Source organism: Kribbella sp. NBC_00359 (assembly GCF_036097425.1).
Classification (GTDB): domain Bacteria; phylum Actinomycetota; class Actinomycetes; order Propionibacteriales; family Kribbellaceae; genus Kribbella.
Genome location: NZ_CP107975.1, coordinates 1,525,094 through 1,545,041, shown reverse-complemented (window position 1 = coordinate 1,545,041; position 19,948 = coordinate 1,525,094). Strand labels below are relative to the sequence as shown.

At 64.0% G+C, this 19,948-nt stretch carries 14 protein-coding genes and 2 pseudogenes; 13 read left to right on the top strand and 3 right to left on the bottom strand.

Features of this window, described 5'->3' with window-relative positions; all coding sequences use genetic code 11:
• Positions 1-93 precede the first annotated feature (93 nt).
• The 7 genes from OG876_RS07465 to OG876_RS07435 all read left to right on the top strand — a co-directional run bounded on the left by OG876_RS07465 (position 94) and on the right by OG876_RS07435 (position 11,201).
• Positions 94-342, top strand: a complete 249-nt coding sequence (locus tag OG876_RS07465; RefSeq protein WP_328524045.1) for a phosphotransferase family protein — start codon at positions 94-96, stop codon at positions 340-342.
• 107 nt (positions 343-449) lie between these two features.
• Positions 450-1,424, top strand: coding sequence for an IS481 family transposase (locus OG876_RS07460; protein WP_328524044.1), 975 nt, complete (start codon positions 450-452; stop codon positions 1,422-1,424).
• Between the two features lie 817 nt (positions 1,425-2,241).
• Positions 2,242-3,288, top strand: a complete 1,047-nt coding sequence (locus tag OG876_RS07455) for a hypothetical protein (RefSeq protein ID WP_328524043.1) — start codon at positions 2,242-2,244, stop codon at positions 3,286-3,288.
• Positions 3,289-3,337: 49 nt separating this feature from the next.
• The gene (locus OG876_RS07450) at positions 3,338-3,646 is read left to right on the top strand and encodes a hypothetical protein (protein WP_328524042.1); all 309 of its coding nucleotides are present in this window, start codon (positions 3,338-3,340) and stop codon (positions 3,644-3,646) included.
• A 649-nt stretch (positions 3,647-4,295) separates the two neighbouring features.
• Positions 4,296-8,357 (top strand): S8 family serine peptidase, encoded by a 4,062-nt coding sequence (locus tag OG876_RS07445; protein ID WP_328524041.1) that lies wholly within the window; start codon positions 4,296-4,298, stop codon positions 8,355-8,357.
• Positions 8,358-8,532: 175 nt separating this feature from the next.
• Entirely contained in the window at positions 8,533-10,029 is a 1,497-nt protein-coding gene (locus OG876_RS07440; protein ID WP_328524040.1) for a hypothetical protein, read from the top strand.
• Positions 10,030-10,079: 50 nt separating this feature from the next.
• Positions 10,080-11,201, top strand: coding sequence for a hypothetical protein (locus OG876_RS07435; protein WP_328524039.1), 1,122 nt, complete (start codon positions 10,080-10,082; stop codon positions 11,199-11,201).
• Between the two features lie 208 nt (positions 11,202-11,409).
• On the opposite strand, the pseudogene OG876_RS07430 reads toward OG876_RS07435, so the two are convergent.
• Positions 11,410-12,724 (bottom strand): annotated as a pseudogene (locus OG876_RS07430) (IS701 family transposase); the annotation flags it as partial.
• A gap of 360 nt (positions 12,725-13,084) precedes the next feature.
• On the opposite strand from OG876_RS07430, the gene OG876_RS07425 reads away from it, so the two are divergent.
• Positions 13,085-14,272: an IS1380 family transposase gene (locus OG876_RS07425; protein ID WP_328526865.1), complete on the top strand. Its 1,188-nt coding sequence runs from the start codon at positions 13,085-13,087 to the stop codon at positions 14,270-14,272.
• 228 nt (positions 14,273-14,500) lie between these two features.
• Here OG876_RS07425 and OG876_RS07420 read toward each other — a convergent pair whose 3' ends face one another.
• Both OG876_RS07420 and OG876_RS07415 read right to left on the bottom strand, forming a co-directional pair.
• Positions 14,501-14,734, bottom strand: a complete 234-nt coding sequence (locus tag OG876_RS07420) for a DUF1345 domain-containing protein (protein WP_328524038.1) — start codon at positions 14,732-14,734, stop codon at positions 14,501-14,503.
• A gap of 22 nt (positions 14,735-14,756) precedes the next feature.
• A pseudogene (locus OG876_RS07415) lies at positions 14,757-15,134 on the bottom strand (DUF1345 domain-containing protein); the annotation flags it as partial.
• Positions 15,135-15,584: 450 nt separating this feature from the next.
• Here OG876_RS07415 and OG876_RS07410 point away from each other — a divergent pair.
• The 5 genes from OG876_RS07410 to OG876_RS43970 all read left to right on the top strand — a co-directional run bounded on the left by OG876_RS07410 (position 15,585) and on the right by OG876_RS43970 (position 19,916).
• Positions 15,585-16,406 carry a hypothetical protein gene (locus tag OG876_RS07410; RefSeq protein ID WP_328524037.1) on the top strand — a complete coding sequence of 274 codons (822 nt, stop codon included), beginning with the start codon at positions 15,585-15,587 and terminating at the stop codon, positions 16,404-16,406.
• A gap of 102 nt (positions 16,407-16,508) precedes the next feature.
• Positions 16,509-17,798 carry a hypothetical protein gene (locus tag OG876_RS07405; RefSeq protein WP_328524036.1) on the top strand — a complete coding sequence of 430 codons (1,290 nt, stop codon included), beginning with the start codon at positions 16,509-16,511 and terminating at the stop codon, positions 17,796-17,798.
• A 70-nt stretch (positions 17,799-17,868) separates the two neighbouring features.
• Positions 17,869-18,198, top strand: a complete 330-nt coding sequence (locus OG876_RS07400; protein ID WP_328524035.1) for a hypothetical protein — start codon at positions 17,869-17,871, stop codon at positions 18,196-18,198.
• Between the two features lie 905 nt (positions 18,199-19,103).
• The gene (locus OG876_RS07395) at positions 19,104-19,505 is read left to right on the top strand and encodes a trypco2 family protein (protein WP_328524034.1); all 402 of its coding nucleotides are present in this window, start codon (positions 19,104-19,106) and stop codon (positions 19,503-19,505) included.
• A 27-nt stretch (positions 19,506-19,532) separates the two neighbouring features.
• On the top strand, positions 19,533-19,916 hold the full coding sequence (locus OG876_RS43970; protein WP_442914109.1) for a S1 family peptidase: 384 nt from the start codon (positions 19,533-19,535) through the stop codon (positions 19,914-19,916).
• Positions 19,917-19,948 lie beyond the last annotated feature (32 nt).

Here is a 19,948-nt window from a genome sequence, read left to right as displayed (position 1 = left end):
AGCAGACTAGCCATGGCCGATGGCCTTTCCGCCGATGACCACGCCTGGCTCACTCAACAATAGGCCGACATTGAAGTCGACTACCACGCCCTGATGCCCGATCTCCAGATGGGCCTACTCCACGGCGACGCCCATTTCGGCAACCTGCTGCGCGAACCGTCAGGTCGCTTCGTCCTTTGCGACTGCGACGGACCTAGCATCGGCCCCCTCGCCTACGACCTGGTCGCCGTCAGCGCCCTCCGCTTCGGCGCCATCCAAGACCACCAAGCCCTAGCCACCACCTGCGGCCTACATGTCACCACCTTCCCTCCTGGCCAACCCTCCGCCGAATCCGAGAACTAGTTGTACTCGGTCATGAGGTTGGTGGCGGTGGTTTGGGGTTGACGTGAGGAGAACCGCCGGTTGGGGTGTGGCTTGTCTAGGGCCCACTGCAGCAACCGGAGGTTCTCGTGTCCCACGGTAGTGCGCGGCTGACTGTTCATGGTCGGCGGTTGATTGTTGAGCGGCATCGTGCCGGCTGGAGGCAGGCGCATATCGCGGCGGCGATGGGGGTGTCGCGTAAGTGTGTGAAGACTTGGATCGAGCGGTTCGCTGCCGAGGGTGAGGCGGGGTTGCGGGGCCGGTCGTCGCGGCCGCACACGTCGCCGCGGCGGACCGGTGCCGGGGTGGAGCAGCAGGTGGTGGAGTTGCGTCGTGCGGCGCGGCGTGGGCAGGACTGGATCGGGCCGGAGCTCGGTGTGGCGCCACGGACGGTGGCGCGGATCCTGCGCCGCCACCGGGTGGCGTATCTGCGCGAGTGTGACCCGATGACCGGGGAGGTCATTCGGGCGTCCAAGACCACCGCGGTGAGGTACGAGCGGGACCGTCCGGGCGAGCTGGTGCACATGGACGTGAAGAAGCTGGGCCGGATCCACGACGGTGGTGGCTGGAAGGCCAAGGGCCGAGAGCACGGACAGACCGCGCAACAGAAGCGGGCCAAGATCGGCTACGACTACATCCACTCACTGGTCGACGACCACTCCCGGTTCGCCTACTCCGAAGTGTTACCCGACGAGAAAGGCGCCACCTGCGCGGCGTTCCTGGTCCGCGCCGCGCAGGCGTTCACCCAGGCCGGCATCGCGGTGATCGAGCGCGTCATCACCGACAACCACATGAGCTACAAACGCTCCAACGACATGCGCGACGCCTTCACCGTCCTCGGCGCCAAACACCTGTTCATCAAACCCCACTGCCCTTGGCAAAACGGCAAGGTCGAGCGCTACAACCGCACCCTCGCCACCGAGTGGGCCTACCGCCGGCCCTTCACCACCAACACCGCCCGAACAGCAGCCCTTGCACCCTGGCTCGACCACTACAACAATCAACGCCGCCACAGCGCACTCGGAGGCCAACCACCCATCACCCGGCTGCCACCAACCTCATGACCGAGTACAACTAGTCCTCGTCCCCAGCGTCATCACCGACCTCCGCAACCGCCCCGAGATCGCCAGGATCCACGCCCACCGCTTACTAACCCTGAGATCCGGCGCCAATGCACTCTGGCACCGCTACAAGTACGTGGCCGCCAGGCCCTCGATCAGTCTTGGGACACTCGCGACCGCCTGCGGACCGCCAGCCTGTAGCAGCTCGCCCAACGAATCGAGGGGGCTACATCCGGGGAGGAATACGCACCTTAGCCACGCGCCTACGGGCTCAACGTCTGAGCGGCTGCCGACAGTCGCCAGCGCGGGTGTTGCGATCTCGACGTGATCGTCCCCGCATGGCCAGGACGATCCGAAGCTCAGGAAACGATCGTAAGTCATCAACCTACGGTCTCGATCCAGATGTCCGCGACGAGGCACGCGAAATAACGCAGTTGGTGCGGCGAAGGCGGCTGCCGGGCGCGCTAAGGCCTGCCCATCGCCTATGTAGGTCGAGATCGATGAGTTTGTTGGGCGCTAGGGAACGAAATGGATGGACGTGGTAGTTGAACGGTGCCCCTTGCGCAGTGTCACCGTCGGTGAGACGCTCAAATTCGGCGCAGTGCGTCGCGAGGTGTGGACAACAAGACTGGCTCAGGTGAGCCACCGGGACGTCTGATCGACGGGGAGGCTGACCCAAGGTGATAGGCAGCCGCGCAAGGGTTTGATTGTGGTCTGTTGAGTGAAACGTTTGACAGCCGTTCTGTCATCTAAAATGTGAGATGTCGAAGCAGCGTCGGTGAGTTGATCGTTGCAGGTCAAATTCTGCAATGCTCGGCCCTTGACCGTCGTTCACGGTTCATTTCGCGCCGGCGAAAGACCGTCGTTTATGACTGCTGCGCCCCAAAGGAAATTCGGCGCTTCAATTGTGCACGTGGGGGATGTAATGGCGAAAAATGAAGATCGACAGCTGGCAGCACTGACCGAGATCGCCCGGATTGCGGGATCGGCTTCCCAGGGCGCCGAAGGAGGTGAGGAGGTCGTTAGCCGCAGCATGGGCGATAGTGTTCCGAGCTGTCGGATCAAGTCTCTCCCGGGCAGACTTCGTGAGAAGGCCGCGCAGTTCGCCGCCCAGATCAACCCGGTCAACTCTCCGCTGCACGAGCTGCTCCCAGGCGGTGCGCTCGCACCCCTGAGCCTCACCCTCCTCACTGCGAAGTACTGGGGCCCGTCACCGCGCCAGTTTTCGGTCAGCTTCCTGGAGAGCACCCCGGCGGATCTCCGGGCTCGCATCGTCAGTCATATGAACGCGTGGACAGCAACGGCGGACTTGTCCTTCGCCGAGACCTCCGGAACCGGTGAGGTGCGGATCTCGCGCGGTCCGGGAGGGTACTACTCCTACCTCGGGACCGACATCGCGCTCATCCCGGAGAACCGGCAGACGATGAACCTGGAAGGGTTCACGATGAGCCATCCCGAGTCCGAGTTCCGGCGGGTGGTTCGGCACGAGACGGGGCATACCCTCGGCTTCCCGCACGAGCACATGCGCAAGGAGCTAGTGGCTCGTATCGATCCGGCGAAGGCATATCCCTACTTCCTCGCGACGCAGGGTTGGGACAAGGTGATGGTGGACCAGCAGGTGCTGACACCTCTTGACGACTCGTCGATCTTCGGGACGCGGCCGGACCAGGACTCGATTATGTGCTACCAGTTGCCCGCTCAGATCACCTTTGACGGGCTCCCGATCCAGGGCGGGACCGACATCAACGCCACGGACTTTGCGTTCGCCGCACTCATCTACCCGAAGCTGTCTTTCACGCCGGAGTATGCCGCAACTCGGTCCGAAGACGATTGGGACCCCTCGGAGGACGTGCTGGTGCCGGCCTGATGTGGCCTGCCCGAGGCACGCCTGCCGCGGGCAGAAAGGAGTAGCCGATGTGAGCCGGTTGATCGAGATTCAACCCGCCTCGCAGGATCTCTCGACGGACCTGACGGTCGCCGTGGGCGATGTGCTCCAGTTCGCCGCCTCCGGCGGTCACGTGCGCGAGGGCGCCGCAGTCGAGATCGTCGGAATCTTCGTTGTGAGCGTCCTAGGGACCGATGGCCGGGTCCTCACCCCGGCTGGGCCGCCAAATGCGGTCCTCTTCCACGCCGGCAAGCCGGGCCGGGCCGCGATCGATGTTGTCATCGGCGACCCATGGCGCTCATCCGTGAGCCGGATTGTGACTGTCGTCGTCGAGCCGTGAACAGGTATTCCCGTGGATGCGGGATGGCGGAGAGCCACCACACAGCGCAGTCACTTCGTGCGTGGAGTGGTCGACGACCCTCCCATCGTGACGGGGTCCGTCACGCCTTGTGCCGCGGTACGAAGCGGAGAGCGTTTGGCGGTAGCGCCCCAATGCTCGATGCATCGCTCGCTACCGGACTGCACGACGCCACCCGGGCGCGGCGCATGATCGAGCTTTCAGTGGTCGCCGTCGAATCTTCTCACATCCTCCGACTGAGTAGCTCACGCCGAACTGTTGTGACCTTGTATCAGGGCGGGGAGCGCCGCGGTCTGTATTCATAGGAGTTGGTGGGGTCCTGATGATCGGCTATCTCGATTTCGTCGAGTCGTTCGGCGACAACGGTGGCGCGTTCGCCGGCCAGGCCGGCGGGGCAGCCGCGACGTCGCACTGCGGGTGGGCATCGCTGACCGTGTCGGGACCTCCGCCGCCACGCAGGCGACGGTCCGGCTGTTCGTCGATGCCGACTCCTCCATGCTCGATGGGGACGCCCCGGCTGTTCTGGACAGCAGGCTCCTCTCGGTGCTCCAGGGCCAGACCAGGCTGGGAGAGACGGATACGCCTGGACGTGCGCCCCACCGGAGCCCCAGTCCCTGGACTGCCAGACCGCATGGTGAGGATCTGGGCGGATGTGGCAGGCAAGGGTCGAATCAGAACCTACTTCCTTGGGAGGGACATAATGGCAGATTCGGCCAATGAAAGGCTGCCAAGAAAGACAGGGCAAGCGCCGCATGCAGGGGCAGCGAATCCGCCCGCAAACGTCGGCGATGCCTCAATGGCGCTGGACAGCTTGGGGGCTGGGGGACCATTCATTCCGACTGGGGTCGAGGATGCAAAGACTCCAGTTACTCCCGGAGGCGCTGACGCGGCGGGCGGTGCACCCTCGACCGAGGAATTGACTGTAGAGGTCGAACTCGCGCCCGGGACGACCAATATCGGTTCTGCTCTAATCGACAACATGGCTGGGTATCTAGCCGGGACGGGCGGTAGTACAACACCTTCAGATACCGGGCTGAGCGCCATCTTGCGCCAATACGCGGTTACAGAGGCACGGCCCGTCTTTACAACTGAGCAGGTCCAAGCGGACGAGGCCCGCACCGCGGACCTGCGGGCGGCTGCTGCTCTCGGCGCAGCCTCACAGGACCAGGTCAGCGCGTTAGAGAGGCTGCCCTCTCTCTCGAGTTTCGTGCGGCTGCGCTTCCCATCCAGCACGGCTCCGGCCGAGGTCACCGCTGCCCTCAAGCAGTTGCCCGAAGTCACCCAAGCTGTAGTGGTGCCGCGGGCCGCGCCTCCGGACACCGGCCTTTCCGCTCCCACCGATCCGCTAGTCGGCACCGACGACGGCCCCATCGCGGCGGACCCGAACACCAATCTGGAGCCGCAGTGGTACCTCCACCGAACGCGTGTCCCCCAGGCGTGGCGGTATGCACGCGGCGCCAACGTCGTTATAGCGGACATAGACTGGGGCTTCCGGACGACACACCAGGAGTTTCAAAACGCCACAGAACGAACCTACAACGCAGTAGATGGTGGGAGCGTCGTCACCCATGGCGATACCGCCGCGCATGGTACCGCGGTGCTCGGAATCGCTGGGGCGCGGGCGAACAATCTCGGAGTCGCCGGCTACGCGCCTGAAGCGACCCTGTGGGCGATACAGGGCGATAGTGCACCTAACCCACGCGTTTTCGAGGAGCCGTGGGCCGAGGCCATTGACTTCGTACGGCGTGCCGACGCCAGTACTCGGCGCAAGGTGATCATCCTCGAGGTGCAAACCTCGGTGGGCGGCAACTACGAGCAAATTCCGTCGGTGCACCGCGCCGTCCGCGCCGCCATCGCGGACGACTGCGTCGTGTGTGTTGCCGCGGGCAACGGCAACCGTCCCGCCGACCGCACCGATGGCGGCGATCCCTTTGACCCAACCGGCTCAATCCTGGTCGGCGCGACCGCATATGACGAGAAGTTGAACAAGCGCGCCTGGTTCAGCAACTACGGAAGCCGTGTGGTCGTATCCGCGCCGGGAGACCCGCTTCACGACGTGACTTGCGGGCAATCGGCCGACAACGCATACCGCAACGCATTCGGCGGAACTTCGGGCGCTACGCCCAAGGTCGCTGGCACGGTCGCCCTGATGCTATCGGTAAATCCATTGCTCTCACATGATGATATCCGCGAGGTCCTGGCGGGCACTGGCTCGCCGGTCACCGAGGATCCTGGCAGGCCGATTGGGGCCTTCCTGAATGCTGAGGCCGCCGTCGCGGAGGCATTGCGACGCCGCAGCGAGACGCTGCCTGCCGAGTCACCACCGAGACCTGACGGCCACCCTGCGCCGGAGGGGCCAGCCACAAAGTCACTCCATGGCGTTCGGCGTCGCATGAGCCAGATGGTCCTGCCGCAGGAGCCGGACGGCCCCATCTCATGGGATGCCGTGTTCGATGCGGAAGCACAGGCTGATGCTGCGGCGGTTCCTCCTGGGGAGCAGCCACCCGCCGCCGGCGACAAGACTCTCCGATTGTTCCGCGAAACCGCGGAAGGCACGTTAACCCAAAGCGACCGGATTCTAATCGTCGCGCAAGCAATCCAGATGTTAGACAACTTCTACGTCCATCGACCCCTCAAGGAAGCAATATACGCCGTTCGACCCATCCAGCGCCTGCGTGTGCTCCAGCGCAGGCTCCAGCAGGAATCCAACATCCCCGTCGCTGAACTGGATGAACTGACATTCCACAACACGCTGACCCAGATATTCGACTCCGTGCGGGACCTACACACGCGCTACCAGCTCCCACGGCCCTATCGGGACTATATAGCCTACCTTCCCTTCGAAGTGGCGTCGTTCTACGAAGGAGGCTATAGACGCTACCTAGTTACACGCGTGGTTCCGGGCTACGCCTTCGCCGCCGCTGATTTTGCGCCTGGGGCAGAGCTGTTCTACTGGAACGGGATGGCTATTGAGCGAGCCACGCGAGTGAACGCCGACCAGACCGCTGGCAGCAACGAAGCGGCGCGCCACGCACGAGGCGTGAACGCGCTGACGATACGACCTATGAACACGACCCTCCCGCCGGATGCGGACTTCGTTGATTTGGAGTACTTGCCTCTTGGGGTCGATGCGAACGACCCGGCGGCGCGTCGATCAATGCGGCAGCAGTGGTTCGTGCGATACGCTCCGACGACCGTCGGAGGGGTAGCACCTCTAGCTTCTGCTCCTGCGGCAACCGGGGGCGCGCAGCAGCCCACGAGCGGCTTACCCCCAGCTATCTCGTTTGCCGCCCAGAGTTCCATAGATATGACCCGTGAAAGCACGGCCCGGTCGAGCGACCTCCTCTTTGGGGATTCAACGTCCTCGGCCGTGCCAGCGAGCCTGCCCGCAGTCACGCCGGCCGCAGCAGGTGAGGGAGCCTCGAGGCCGGCTCTCGCCCTGGCCGCCACACTGGGTGTAGATATCGCCGCCGATGCCGTCCGGGAAGCCCGCCAACTCATCTTCGAGTCGACCGCCCTGCGGAAGGCGCAGTGTGCGAACGTCGGCGATGAAGTCTACGGAACCCGGGCGAGCGCTTCGCCGGCATCGGTGAACGACACAGTTACTGGGCAGGAGATAGCCGTGAAGGTACCGTGGAATGCTGCCTTCCGGGCCAGCACGGTCCATATCGACGGTGCTGTCTGCGGGCATATCCAGATCCGAACCTTTTACGTAGAAGACGCGGACGGATTCCTCCAGGAGTTCCTTCGCCTCCTGGAGGAGATGCCGGAGAGCGGGTTGATCCTGGACGTTCGTGGGAACGGCGGCGGGAACATCCGGGCAGCAGAGCGCCTCCTGCAAACCTTGTCACCCGCAGAAATAGAACCGGAGCGAATGCAGTTTATCGTCACGGCCGGCACGGTAGAGCTCTCCCGAAACAACCCGTCGACTTCGCAAGTTCCGCTCGACCTCTGGCGCCCATCCCTAGAAGAAGCTGTCGAGACCGGTTCAGTCTACTCTCACGCATTCCCGCTGACAAGCAAGGAGAGTTGCAACACCATAGGTCAGCGATACTACGGGCCAGTGGTGTTGATCGTGGACGGAAATTGCTATTCCGCCACCGACATATTCGCGGCCGGATTCCAGGACCATCAGATCGGCAAGATTCTGGGTGTTGGCACCAACACCGGAGCGGGCGGTGCAAACGTGTGGGAGCACTGGCTGCTGAACGAGGTGTTGCCACCGGGCTGGGGCCTCAAGTCGCTGCCCAATCAAGCGGGCATGCGAGTAGCCATCCGCCAGTGCCTTCGCGTCGGCCCTCGCACGGGCGCGCTTCTGGAGGACTTTGGCGTCACGCCCGACGCGGTCCACCAGTCGACCCGCGAGGACCTGATGCAAGGTGATAAACAACTTCTGGCCAAAGCGCTCGAACTCCTCGCGTCAGAGTCGGTGCGCGGAATCGAGGTGACGATTGGACCCTTGGAGGCGGGCAACCCCAACATGCGTCAAATCACAATCAAGACGAAAGGTCTGAAGCGGCTAGACTTCTTCATTGATGATCGACCTCAGGCCACCAGGGACCTCGATATGAACGCGGCGGGCGAAGCGACGCTGAAGCCTTCAATCCGAACGGGCGCTAAGTTGCGGCTGGCGGGCTACGCTGCAGCCTCGGATACCGCTCCGGCAGCTCTCTATCGGGGACAGGTGGCATGAGAGGAGCTCCAAAGTGCCTGTATTTAGAGAACAGCAACAGTTTCCGACGCGGAACTATCCCTACCGGGCCGCAGCGCGAAGGGAAGCAGAGTCTCCGGACGCGATTCCGCCTGAGCCTCCGAAGCCCAATACGCTCTATCGTCGAGTGGTCGGGGTGGATACGCACTCGCGGCCGATGACGCCGGACGAATTGAGGCGCCTGGAGGACCCGTTTGGGCGTCTGCTGCGTTCGGGCAATCCTTTTCCACTCACCCTTCGGCAACTACTGACGGCCATTGACGGCCTTGAAGGAACGCCGGATGCTTTACCTGACCAGTTGGTCTTTCTCGTCGCCGATGGTGGCCACATTGCCTGGAGCCGCGAGACCGACCGGCTGAAGCGGTCCTTCCGTTTCGCTGTAGCGCGTGGAGACGGCGAGTTCCAGTTGTTCATCTCTACCAGCACTTCCGTTGATTCCTCGATGAATGGTTCATTTCTACAGGTTCTGAGCTGGGATGCCGTCCACGAGGTGTACAATTACTACGAACGCTTGGAAGGGACATTCTTCTGGGCGGGTATGTCCCACCACGCCCTGATGGATGGCACACGGGGCAAGGGACCGTTCGACAGTCACGTGAACGGCTCGATGGTGATGAAAGAGATGCGCTCGCCGTGGGTCCACTGGCACGCCCCGCAGGCAGGCATCAATACGGAAGCGCTCGCGCCCGACGATCCTCTCCGCTTCGAGCCACTATTCAATAGCCGAGTGACTGCCGAGCGATTGGAGATCGAGGTCGTACGCCCAGGGATCCGCCGCTGGAATGATGCCCGCGTGCGCAAGGCGGTAGGACAGGATGGGGTCTGGCGGCATGTGCACCACTTTCTCCGGCAGGCGGTAACCGACACTACTGTAAACTTGGCGACCTCCGAGACTGCGAGCGGCCTTCTGACGGATGCGTCTGTCCTCCACCCTCCGCTCTCCTTCTTTGTGAATCGGGACACCCTATTCGACACACTTGGGTACGAGCCGGATGGCCAAGACACTACCGACATCGCCATTTCAGGCAAGCTCTACCTGGATTGCCTCCGGCGGTACGACGTGCATCGAACGGACGGAAGCATGCGCATCGAAGGCGACGCGCCATTCGCCTTCCTGGTGCCTGAGCCCGCTTTTGAAGACACGCACCTAATCGATGCAATGCTCGAGGCTGGACTGCTGACACGGCGATTCCTGGCTTGCCTGTCGATGACAGATTTCGCGAATCCCGTCTTCTCGTACCGACGAGCAGCGTTGCTTCGTTATCTGCCCGAGGAGGTCAACGGGGCAAATCCAGGAGAGGCTCTGGAGAGCCGCTTCGTAGAAGCGGTTCGGACAGCAATTTCGGCAGGCGACAATGACGCCGACCAGGTGGGCAGCCCAGAGAGAGAGTTCCTGTCAAACTGGCGCACGTCTGATTTCGAGGCGGCATTCATCCAACGAATCACTGCCTACTTTCTCGCGTTAAAGGCAAATATTGCGGACCCCGTCGCGGTGGACGGCTGGTTCAGGTTGATGGAATACAGGCGGCGACGCTTCCGTCGCCGACCACTGGCTGAATTTTTCCTTACGACCCCACACACCAACATACCGCGAGACGCACCTTCCCTCCGCATGTCTACGCGCGGATGGGCGGAACCGATTAGGACGAAGTGATGAACGGAATCCCTTTCATCGTTCACACTCTATTATCAAAGGGGGCTAATGTGAATCGATTGGATGCTCCAGGGTTTCTCGATGACTTGACCGACGCACAGAAGGGCCAGTGGAGCCAGATCGTGTCGAACTGGCTCGACAAGGCCAGACAGGGAAGGCCCAATGAAAATGATGGCCCCCGCGCTCAGTTTTTCAATCCGCTTACCAATCCACCTGCCGATGACGCGCACGTGGCCGTCATCTCCTGGAACGCCTTCCCGCGACGAGTCAGGAGCAGTTCGCCGAGCGACAGGCACCGGTGGCGCCGTGCCGATTCGGACCGTGCTTTGCAAGACGAGTATTGTGAGTGGAGCGTGATCCGCGACCCGGTCACTCGCAAGATCACCTGTGTCACTTTCACTTGCGAGGGACCTGAGTACTGGGACGTGCTGGCACGGTTGAATCCGGATATGGTGCTGGAGCTTTACCGGAAGTTCATCTCACCTGCGATCGTGCGCGAAGACCTCTTTTCGAATGGCGCGTACAACCCTCGCAACCGTTTCAACGACGGCACCACCCGTGGGGCGATGCACTTGATCCAGCCCGCGAACACACTGGGTGCAGAGATCGAGCTTGGCGCCGCCGCTACGATTCGCCGGATTCGTAATGGACAGGAGATTATGGGCGCGCAGCAGTTGATCAATTGCTCTCGCTTCGGCGAGGCCGGACGCAATAGCGACCCGTTCATCGGAGAGCAGGTCAATGTCCTCGCCAGGCAGAAGGCCGATATCACGATCAACAACCCGGTGGGCCTCTATTTCCATGACTTCAACCCGGTCGGGTGGACGACGCCAGACGGCGAGGATCCCCGCAAGTTCTGGTCGTTCATTCGGGGAAGTGACGATCACTTCGTGCGTGCCGTTTTCGAAGTGCCTTCCAGTCGCGGTTACGCTGTTGGGGACATGAGGAGCGCGGGCAGAGCCATCGAGTATGGCGCCCAGATAGCGGATTTCGTCACCATCAAGCTCGAAGGAATGGTCACCCGTGTTGGCCAGAGCACGGCGACCCCTATTCAGGGCTGCCGTGGCGCGGCCCAGCCGCGGTCCGCCGTCGCAGCCCCGCCTGTCGATCTGGCTGCCCTGATGGAACTGCCGCTCCGTAGCCGGATCGCCGACCACGCCGGAGGGGGCTGAGTTCCCCCGGCAGTGCGGCTGGGTCAAGGGAGGGGACAGGAGCGCCTTGCGCCGTCGGCGAGATTCCTCCTCGCGGCAGGCTCGAAGCGTTCTGGTTGCGTAGTCGAGCCGGTGCGGGTCAAGGGAAGTAGGCGTCCATTGGCATCGAAGCGTTTCTCGACGGCGGGCTTCCGAAGTGCGCCAGCGTGCCCTCTGCGTGCCTAGTACTACAGCCGTAGTTCGTGATCAGGCGAGTTGGACCGTTTGACGGCGGTGGTGGCTGTCGCGTGCGCGGGCTTGGTGGCGGCGTCGCCATCGTGACCAGTGCAGCAGGTGTCGGATGCCGTGTTGGGTGTGGTTGACGAGTCGGGTGAACAGGTGGCGGATCTCGTTGGCGGTGAGCGCGATGAGCCCCTGTGGTGAAGGGGTTTCGGCGTGCGGTGGCAGTCATCACGGCGAGGAACGCGTGGGCGAGCATGGCGAGGATGGTCCAGCGGTGCCACGAGGTCCAGCGACGGACCTGGTGCTCGTCCAGCCCGGTCAATCCCTTACCTGCTTGGAAGGACTCCTCGGTCGTCTACCGGCGCCCGGCCACCGCGACGGGAGTGGCCGGCGGGACCGGGGTAGGTGTGTAGCAGCGGCAGAACGCGAGCTCACCGGTGCTGATCGAGCGGCGGACCAGCAACGCGTGATCGCCGGGAGCGTCGGGTTTGGTGATGTCGATCAGCGCCCAGTCGTACCAACGGTCTCCCTTCGCGCCGACGCCCGCGCTGAGCCGGTTCCAGGCCCGGGCGGGCAACCGGCGGGCCAGGGTCTTGGCGGCGTGTTTGCCGGCCGCCGTGGTGATCTGATGGTCGCAGGCCACTGCCAGCACGTAACCGATCGCTCGTTCGTGCAGACCAGCGCGAAGCTTGGAGTCCGTGCCGTAGACCTCGTCGCCGGCCACCCGCGCCGCCGGGACACCGGCATCCAGCGCGCGGGTGATCATCTCTCGTGCGAGCGCAGGCTTGGTGGCAAACCGGGTGTCCTCCGGAACCCCTGCAGCACGGCACCTGTCGGCATCCGTGGTCCACGACTTCGGCAGATACAAGGCCCGGTCGATGAACGCATGCCCACGGTCGGCGGCATAAACCAGTGAGACCCCGACCTGGGCGCGTTCTCGATCCGACCCGAGGTCCCGGTGTATTGCCGTTGCACCCCGACCGTGCGGGTGCCCTTCTTCAGATCGCCGGTCTCATCCACCACCAGCACCGCACCCGGAGCGCCGAGGTGATCCACGACGTAGTCACGCAGGTCGTCCCGCACCGCGTCGGCATCCCACACCGCCCGAGCCAGCAGGTGCTGCATGCCGTCCGGAGAGCCTCGCCGGCATGCTCGGCGATCATCCAGCAATTCACCCGCGGCAACCCGGCCAGCAACCCCAGCAACAACAACCCCACCCGCCGCCGCGGCTCGACCCGCACGAACCGCAACGCGATCCGCCCCACCAACTCGTCGAAACCACGCCGCCAACGATCAGCGTCTACGCTATGGCCCGCAGCCACCGCGCGACCGTCTTGAGTCCACACAACCCGAGATCATCAACCGGTGGCTGCGCCACGTCTGGGACCGCCGCACCGCCAGATCACAAACTACGGCTGGAGTACTAGGACCATGTCGTGCGGAGCCGAGGAGCACCTTCCAGGTGATGAAGACTACCGGGTTGTATCCGCGTGTTCGGGTTGATGCTGCGGGTTCGGGGGCGGTGTCGCGGGCCGGTGGCCTGTTGCTCACCGAGGCGGTCAGGGCGAGTGGCCTGGTCGCGGAGCTGTCGGAGGTGTTGGCGCCGTGGCACAAGCGGTTGGCCCCGGCACGACCGGGCCAAAATTGTCACCGATCTCGCGATCGTGCTCGCTGGGTAGGGACTGCCTGGCCGACATCGCGGTGCTGCGCGCCGAGCCGGATCTGCTCGGTCTGGTCGGGTCGGATCCGGCGGTGTCCCGCACGATCGACGCGCTGGCCGGCGACGTCGAGCGGGTGCCGAAGGTGATCAATGTCGCCCGGGCCGCGGCCGGGCGCGGGTGTGGACGCTGGCCGGCAGGCACGCGCCGGACGCCGACTGCGATGCCGACAACCCGCTGATCATCGATACCGACGCGACGCTGTTGACCGCACATTCGGACAAGCAGGGCGCGGCGCCGACGTTCAAGCGGGGCTACGGATTCCATCCGTTGTGTGCGTTCGTCGACCACGGACCCGACGGATCTGGCGAGCCGCTGGCGGTGCTGTTGCGGCCCGGGAACGCCGGCTCGAACACCGCCGCCGACCACATCACCGTGGTCCGCGACGCGCTCAAACAGCTCCCGGGCCGCCGGTCGGGGACCAGGCCCGGGCGCAAGGTGCTGATCCGCACCGATGCGGCCGGCTGCACCCACGAGTTCCTCGACTGGGTCGTGTCGCAGCGCCTGTCGCACTCGGTCGGGTTCACCCTGCCCGACGACTTCGCCCAGACGCTGCCGCGGATCCCGAAGCAGGCATGGACACCGGCGATCGACGCCGACGGCCGGGTCCGCGACGGCGCCTGGGTCGCCGACGTCACCGCCCTGCTCGACTTGTCGAGGTGGCCTAACGGCATGCGGGTGATCGTACGCAAGGAACGCCCACACCCCGGTGCCCAGCTGCGCCTCACCGACGTGGACGGGCACCGCGTCACCGCGTTCGCCGCCAACACGCCCCGCGGCCAGCTCGCCGATCTCGAGCTGCGGCACCGGCGCCGGGCCCGCGCCGAAGACCGGATCCGAACCGCCAAAGACACCGGACTGCGGAACCTGCCACTGCACGACTTCACCCAAAACCAGATCTGGTGCGCCATCGTCGCACTGGCTTGCGAACTGACAGTCTGGATGCAACTACTCGCGTTCACCGATGCCGATGGCAACAACCACGAGGCAAGCCGATGGGAACCCAACGCCTACGACTACGGCTGTTCTCGACCGCCGCGAGACGCCCGAACCGGACGCCGCAGCGTCGTGCACCTCGCCCGCGACGGCGCCTGGACCACCCTGCTGCACGTCAGGCTCACCCGGCTCCGCGCCCTCACCGCACCCGGCTGACCCACTGGCCCCCCGTCCCCGCGACCCGAAACGAACCGGCCCGTGGAACCGCGCCCACCCGAGACGACACTCGGGCCAACACCGTCCCCGGCTGCCAGAACCAACCCCGAACATCGGCTCCCAAGCCACCGCCAACGCGCGCGACCAAGTCACGAAAGATCCGGGCTAGGAGATCGTGTGGGCGTGGCGGCCCAGGCTCTCCTCTTTCTCCAGCCACGGAACACTCGCTCAGGCGGCGATGACGCCGACGACCAGATTGACCGCGATGGCCAGAATGACCACGCCGAACACATAGGACCGCAGGCAGTGGCGCAGTGCCACTCCGCGCACGATCGAACTCGACACGGCGGTGTCCGAGACCTGGTAGGTCATTCCGAGGTTGTAGCTGAAGTAGAAAAAGGTCGCGGTACGCGGGAGGCGCTTTCGAGTTGAAGTCGATCCCCCCGCCTCCGGCGGTGTCATCCGGGCCCTCGTAGTACAGGAACGCGCATCGGGCAGACATGAGATGCAGCGCTCCCCAGGACAGGAACACGCCGATCAAGGCCACCGCCGCCGATCCCTTCCCCTGCGCCGATCCACCGATGATCAGGGTCACGACGCCGGCCAGGGCGAACAAAGCAGCCGCGGTGACGGTCAGTTCTTCCAGCAGTGGTTTGAAGTCTTCGCGGCGGGCATTGCGATGTGTGCGTTCGGCGTCCATCGGCCACAGGACGATCCACCCCGTCCCGACGAAAATGGCACCCGCGACGGCGATCCCCACGAGGGCCGCCGCTGCCGGGTTCACGGTCAGGCCGACGATCGTCGCGACGACCACACCGGCCAGGATCGCACCGACAAGCCGAGGCACCGCCGAGATCGGCATCCTCGAGGACATAGGTCCACCTCCCAGAACCAGGCTGACGCTCACTTGGATCATGGTGCTCCCTACCGCCACAACCCCAAAAGCTCAATACGGCGAACCCGGCGTCTGTTCCCTTTAAGCACAGGTTTCGAGATGGGGCGGCTGCCTCGGATATTGCCTTGTGGGCACTGTTCATCACGTGCTGGAGCGCGCTATGCAAATGCTGCGGTATGAGGCGCCGCCGGTTTGGAGTCGGGATCTGCTGGCGTCCTCGATCAATGATCGAGGTTGATGACGCTCTGACAACGCGGAGATGACGCGACCTGCTGTGAACTGGCGCCTCGGCCCCTGCGCGAGATCGCATAGACATTCCGAAAGGTGCGCTGGTGATCTTTGGACCGAGGCCATGATGCCACACACCGCTCCGGCTGTAGGGACAGGCAAGGACTACCCCATCCCGTTCGCAGGCATGTGGACCTCACGGACTCACAACACCTGCCCGGTCGTCGTCAACTCACCGGCACCGAAACGCTCCAGCTCGACGTTCTCGACCAGACCGGCACAAACCGGACGTTGACCCTCGACTTCGGACCGCTCAACCTCAACCACGTGCAAGGCGACGATGAAGCCGCATTCCTCACCGTGCTGGGACAGCACGCCACCAACGCGGTGCGCGCCGCAGAAGCCGCGGCCGGAGCGCCTCAGATTCTTCAAGACATCGTTTTCCGACGTATCCGAGGAAACGACGACGACGCCCAATTCGGCCGACTACAAGCCCAATTGCGGGTGGCCGTAGGCACCGGCGCGACACAGAAGGGCAGGGTGACCATCACGCCGCCAGCGGCGCCGATGCCCGCCGGCCTCGTCGCAATCGGCTTCACGGACCCGACTCGCCGCGACGGTGTACTCGACAGCAGGAACGAGATCGTCGACTACTTCGCCGAGTGTCTCCACGCAGCTCGCTTCGACGCCGGGGAGGGTGAGGGTCTGAGCGACCCGCACTTGAGCGCCGCCGTCCTGACGACCGAGGACGGAGCGGCGCAGACAGTCGCGGTGCGAATTCAGCTCTCTACAGACAAGGGCGGCGCCGGCGCCGAGATTACCCTCCTATCGAGCAGTGGTCTGACAGCGAGTGGATGGTCAGCGGCCATTCCGGTGCCGGGTAGCGCAAGCAAAGCGAACAACCAGAACACGATGCGAGATCACCAGGCGCTCGCCGATCACGGCGGCCATGGACCACCTTCGGGCCACCGGGCACCGGAGCCCAGCCGCGGCTCGCAACCAGTTCGATGACTTCGACGCGATGATGATTGGGTTCGTCGGAGCTTGCCCGACCACTGTGCCCGCCGCCGACCGGTGGAACAGTGTTGATGCGTCGACTTCGGTCGCCTGCGCATGTTTGTGCGCTACCACCAAGCCACCGACCTGAACAACCCGACTCCCAACGATCCGGTGACGATGGGGTACAGACCTCATATCGGTCAACGGTTCAACCAGTTCGACCCTGGAGTCATGTCGCACGAAGTCGGCCACGGCCTTGGGTTGCCCGACCTGTACTCGGCGACCGGTTTCCGTGACGACGTCGCGTATGTGGACCGGTGGTGCCAGATGGCCAGCGGAAACTCTCACTTCAACCACTTCTGCGCCTGTTCCAAGTGGTCGGTCGGCTGGATCGCTGAGAGCCCCAACACGTCCTTGAACCGAGTCATCGATGTGCCGATGCCGTCACCTTCCGGCACTACGACGACCGAGGCCTGGCTGGTTCCGGTCGAGTATTGGGATGATTCGATGCGCGCCGACGTCGAAGCTGTGGTCGGCACCGGTGTCCCTGTCGGCCAGATGATGAAGGTCCAGCTGGGCAGTGACGGCGGCATCGTTGACCTAGTCGAGCTTCGAGCCCGAGGGGCGAGCTTCTCCCAGCAGCTCCCGCCGACGCCGGCGGTCATCGTCACGAACATCCTCCAGCCCGGCACCGACCGTCGATGGGCCGTGAACGGCCTCTATCGACGCAGCGTGCACTTGCTCAACGACGGCGACGAGCTGACCGCGGTCGGCGACACGTGGGACTTTGCATCGGGACGGGAATTTCCGGTCAAGGGGACCGTGGCGGAGATTGTGGACCTGCGTAGCATCCTGGGCGGCGCCATCCCCATCTGTCGCGTGAAGGTTGAACGGGAGGTGGCCGAGTTCATCGACCTGTTCTTCGAGGACAACGTGCCGTCGTGGCGCAGCTCTGATATCTGGGTCGACTGGCCGGGTGACAACCCCGACACGACGACGCCGCGCGTGTACCCGGTGGGTAAGCCCACCGACCAGGGTGAGGTCGTGCGCTTCCCGAGCAGTGGCGTCGAGCCGCACTTCGTGGTTGCCCGCCTGCATAATGCAGGCAGCGTGCAGGCCGAGGATGTGAGGTTCGCTGGTTCATCTGCGACCCTCCGGGCGGAGGCGAGGATAACCGCTGGCAGCAGCGTGACACCCGGACTTTGGCGCAGATCGGCCCGAACACGACAGAGATTGCACCGTTCACGTGGAACGTTGACTCGGGGACCAACTCCCACCTGTGCCTGCGAGCCGAAATCATCGACTGGACGATTCCGTCGACCGTGGACCCAGCGACGGGCGACACCGTCGCATTGTCGTCCGATGACGTCCTACTGCAGAACAACATGGCCCAGAAGAACGTGACCGACTTCGAGGCGGTGACATGAGTCCGTACGACCCCATCGAGTTCCGGTTCCAAGTGCAAAACGATGCGGTGGTTACCGAGACCGCGTACCTGAGCCCGTACTGGCGGCCGTGGGGAGCGACCCTCGAGGTGACGCCTGGCCAGGCCGACATCCCACCGGGGACCTCGGCCGTTTTCCAGTGCAGCCTCCCGCTCGACGAGAGCATCATCCGGCCCGGTTGCACCAACGACCAGGGCTTTCGGCTGACAGCCTGGCGGATCGCAGAGGACACCGACGAGCAGTGGGGGAGTTGCTTCTATTTCATTCGGCCGCGGGTGCGGACTCGCACCGAGATATACAAGGCGGACCGGTATGAGAGCGACCTCTCGATCTACGGGGCAGGTCAGCCTGGACACTGACCAGCAGGTCGACTTGAGCGACAACCTCCCGCTCCGGGTGCGCGTTCGGCTGCAGGTCGATGATCCAGCCGTGCCGGGCCAATGGGTCGATGCCTTATTCAGCCCGGTGGATCGTTCTCGGTCAATCGCAATGACTTCACCGGGCCCGATGGTCAGAAGCTCTGGGTGCAGCCGTGGTTTGACGGGACTGACCTACTGGCGTCAAGCCGCTCGAACCCGTTCGAGTGCACGCATTACCTGATACCGGTCATTGAATGAGGGACGCCAGCGCTACCCCGAGCGCGCGGCAGTAGTGCTGCCTCCACGGACCTCGCACCGGTGAGCCTCCCGGGCGGGATCGATAGCGTCCCGGTATGTTGACAACACCCCCAGAGAACGACACTCAGTGACCGCAGCTACTCAGAGAGGTTGGTCCCGTCGATTACGTCGTGGACATCGTCACGAATGCTTAAGGGAACATAGGTTCTGGGTATCTGCTTTACTGCAGTGCTCGCTGCTGGCCCGGTTTGAGCAGCGTGGGCAGGGGTGCGGGGTCGGTGATGACCGCCTGCTGGAGCTGTACGGGCTGCCGCCCGAGCAATTCACCGCGGCCCGCAACCAACCGTGCTAGCGAGGGGCCTATGCCTACTCTTCGGGTCGAGGCAACGATCGATTCTCGACACCACAGCTCGGCAGACCGAGAGCTGACTGATGCCGCAGGCCCACCAAACGATCGATTCTCAGCAAGTCATCCGCTCGCCTCGATAACAAGCAGACCTCTGCAAATGATGATCCGGGTTGGTGAGGGTGGCAGCGTTCACAATGCTGCGCACGTCTAACGCATGAGCAGGGAGGCATTGTGCGGTCGGCGGTCAGCCGGGATGCTGGTAGACGGCGTCGCGGCAGGCTGAGGTGGAGGGGGCGCAATGGGCGAGCTTGGGCTGGCGGACTTCTTAACGGCTCTGCGGGGGGAATTGGCGGAAGCGCACCGGCGCGCAGAGGGGGATTCTCTCCGGCTCGGGGTTGGGCAGATGGAGCTGACGCTGGAGGTGGCTTACACGCTTGAGAGATCCGGCGGTGCTGACGCGAAGGTAAAGGCGAAGTTCTGGGTGTTGGAGTTTGGAGAGGCGGGCTTATCCGGCTCGATTCGTTCGGAGCATGTCCGTACGCAACATCTGAAGCTGCTGTTGACCCCGCGGCTGGAGGGGACCGTAGTCGACGCCGAGGGCGTTGCAACGACGAAGATCCGCGTGCTGGATGTGCACGGACAGGTCGATCAGCAGGAGGAGCAACCCGAGTTGCCCGAGCCACCGCGAACTGAGCGCTGAGATCCGTCAAGTTCGTGGGCTTCGCAGATGGACGTTCCATTTCAGGCATACCTCGCCGAGATCGCGGTAGTAGATCTAAGCGGTGAGGAGTCGCGTGGGTCTGGATACCTGGTCGCGTCTGGTTGGGTGCTCACTGCGGCCCATGTGGTGTCGGGTGCCGCCCGGATCTCGGTGTGGCTCGGCGTGCCGTCGAGGAAGCGCAAGGAGAACGGGCTCGCGGTTGACCTAGCGGCGGTGCGAGTGATCCCGGAGTTGGACCTGGCCCTAATGGCAGTGCCCGGAAGGCCATCGGGTTTCGTCCCCGCACCCTTCGGCGCGCTGGACCGACAATCGGCGGCAGATATGCCGGCGGTCGCGGCGGGGTTTCCATGGTTCAAGTTGCGCGCCCCGCGCCTGGCCGCGACCAGGTGATCGTCCGCGAGGCTCATTATGCGAAAGCGTTG

Bases quoted from the DNA above. Each gene is read 5' to 3' on its own strand.
- OG876_RS07405 (WP_328524036.1), top strand. From the start codon at position 16,509: ATGTTTGTGCGCTACCACCAAGCCACCGACCTGAACAACCCGACTCCC.
- OG876_RS43970 (WP_442914109.1), top strand. From the start codon at position 19,533: ATGGACGTTCCATTTCAGGCATACCTCGCCGAGATCGCGGTAGTAGAT.
- OG876_RS07465 (WP_328524045.1), top strand. From the start codon at position 94: ATGCCCGATCTCCAGATGGGCCTACTCCACGGCGACGCCCATTTCGGC.
- OG876_RS07445 (WP_328524041.1), top strand. From the start codon at position 4,296: ATGGTGAGGATCTGGGCGGATGTGGCAGGCAAGGGTCGAATCAGAACC.
- OG876_RS07420 (WP_328524038.1), bottom strand. From the start codon at position 14,734: ATGACACCGCCGGAGGCGGGGGGATCGACTTCAACTCGAAAGCGCCTC.
- OG876_RS07395 (WP_328524034.1), top strand. From the start codon at position 19,104: ATGGGCGAGCTTGGGCTGGCGGACTTCTTAACGGCTCTGCGGGGGGAA.
- OG876_RS07440 (WP_328524040.1), top strand. From the start codon at position 8,533: ATGACGCCGGACGAATTGAGGCGCCTGGAGGACCCGTTTGGGCGTCTG.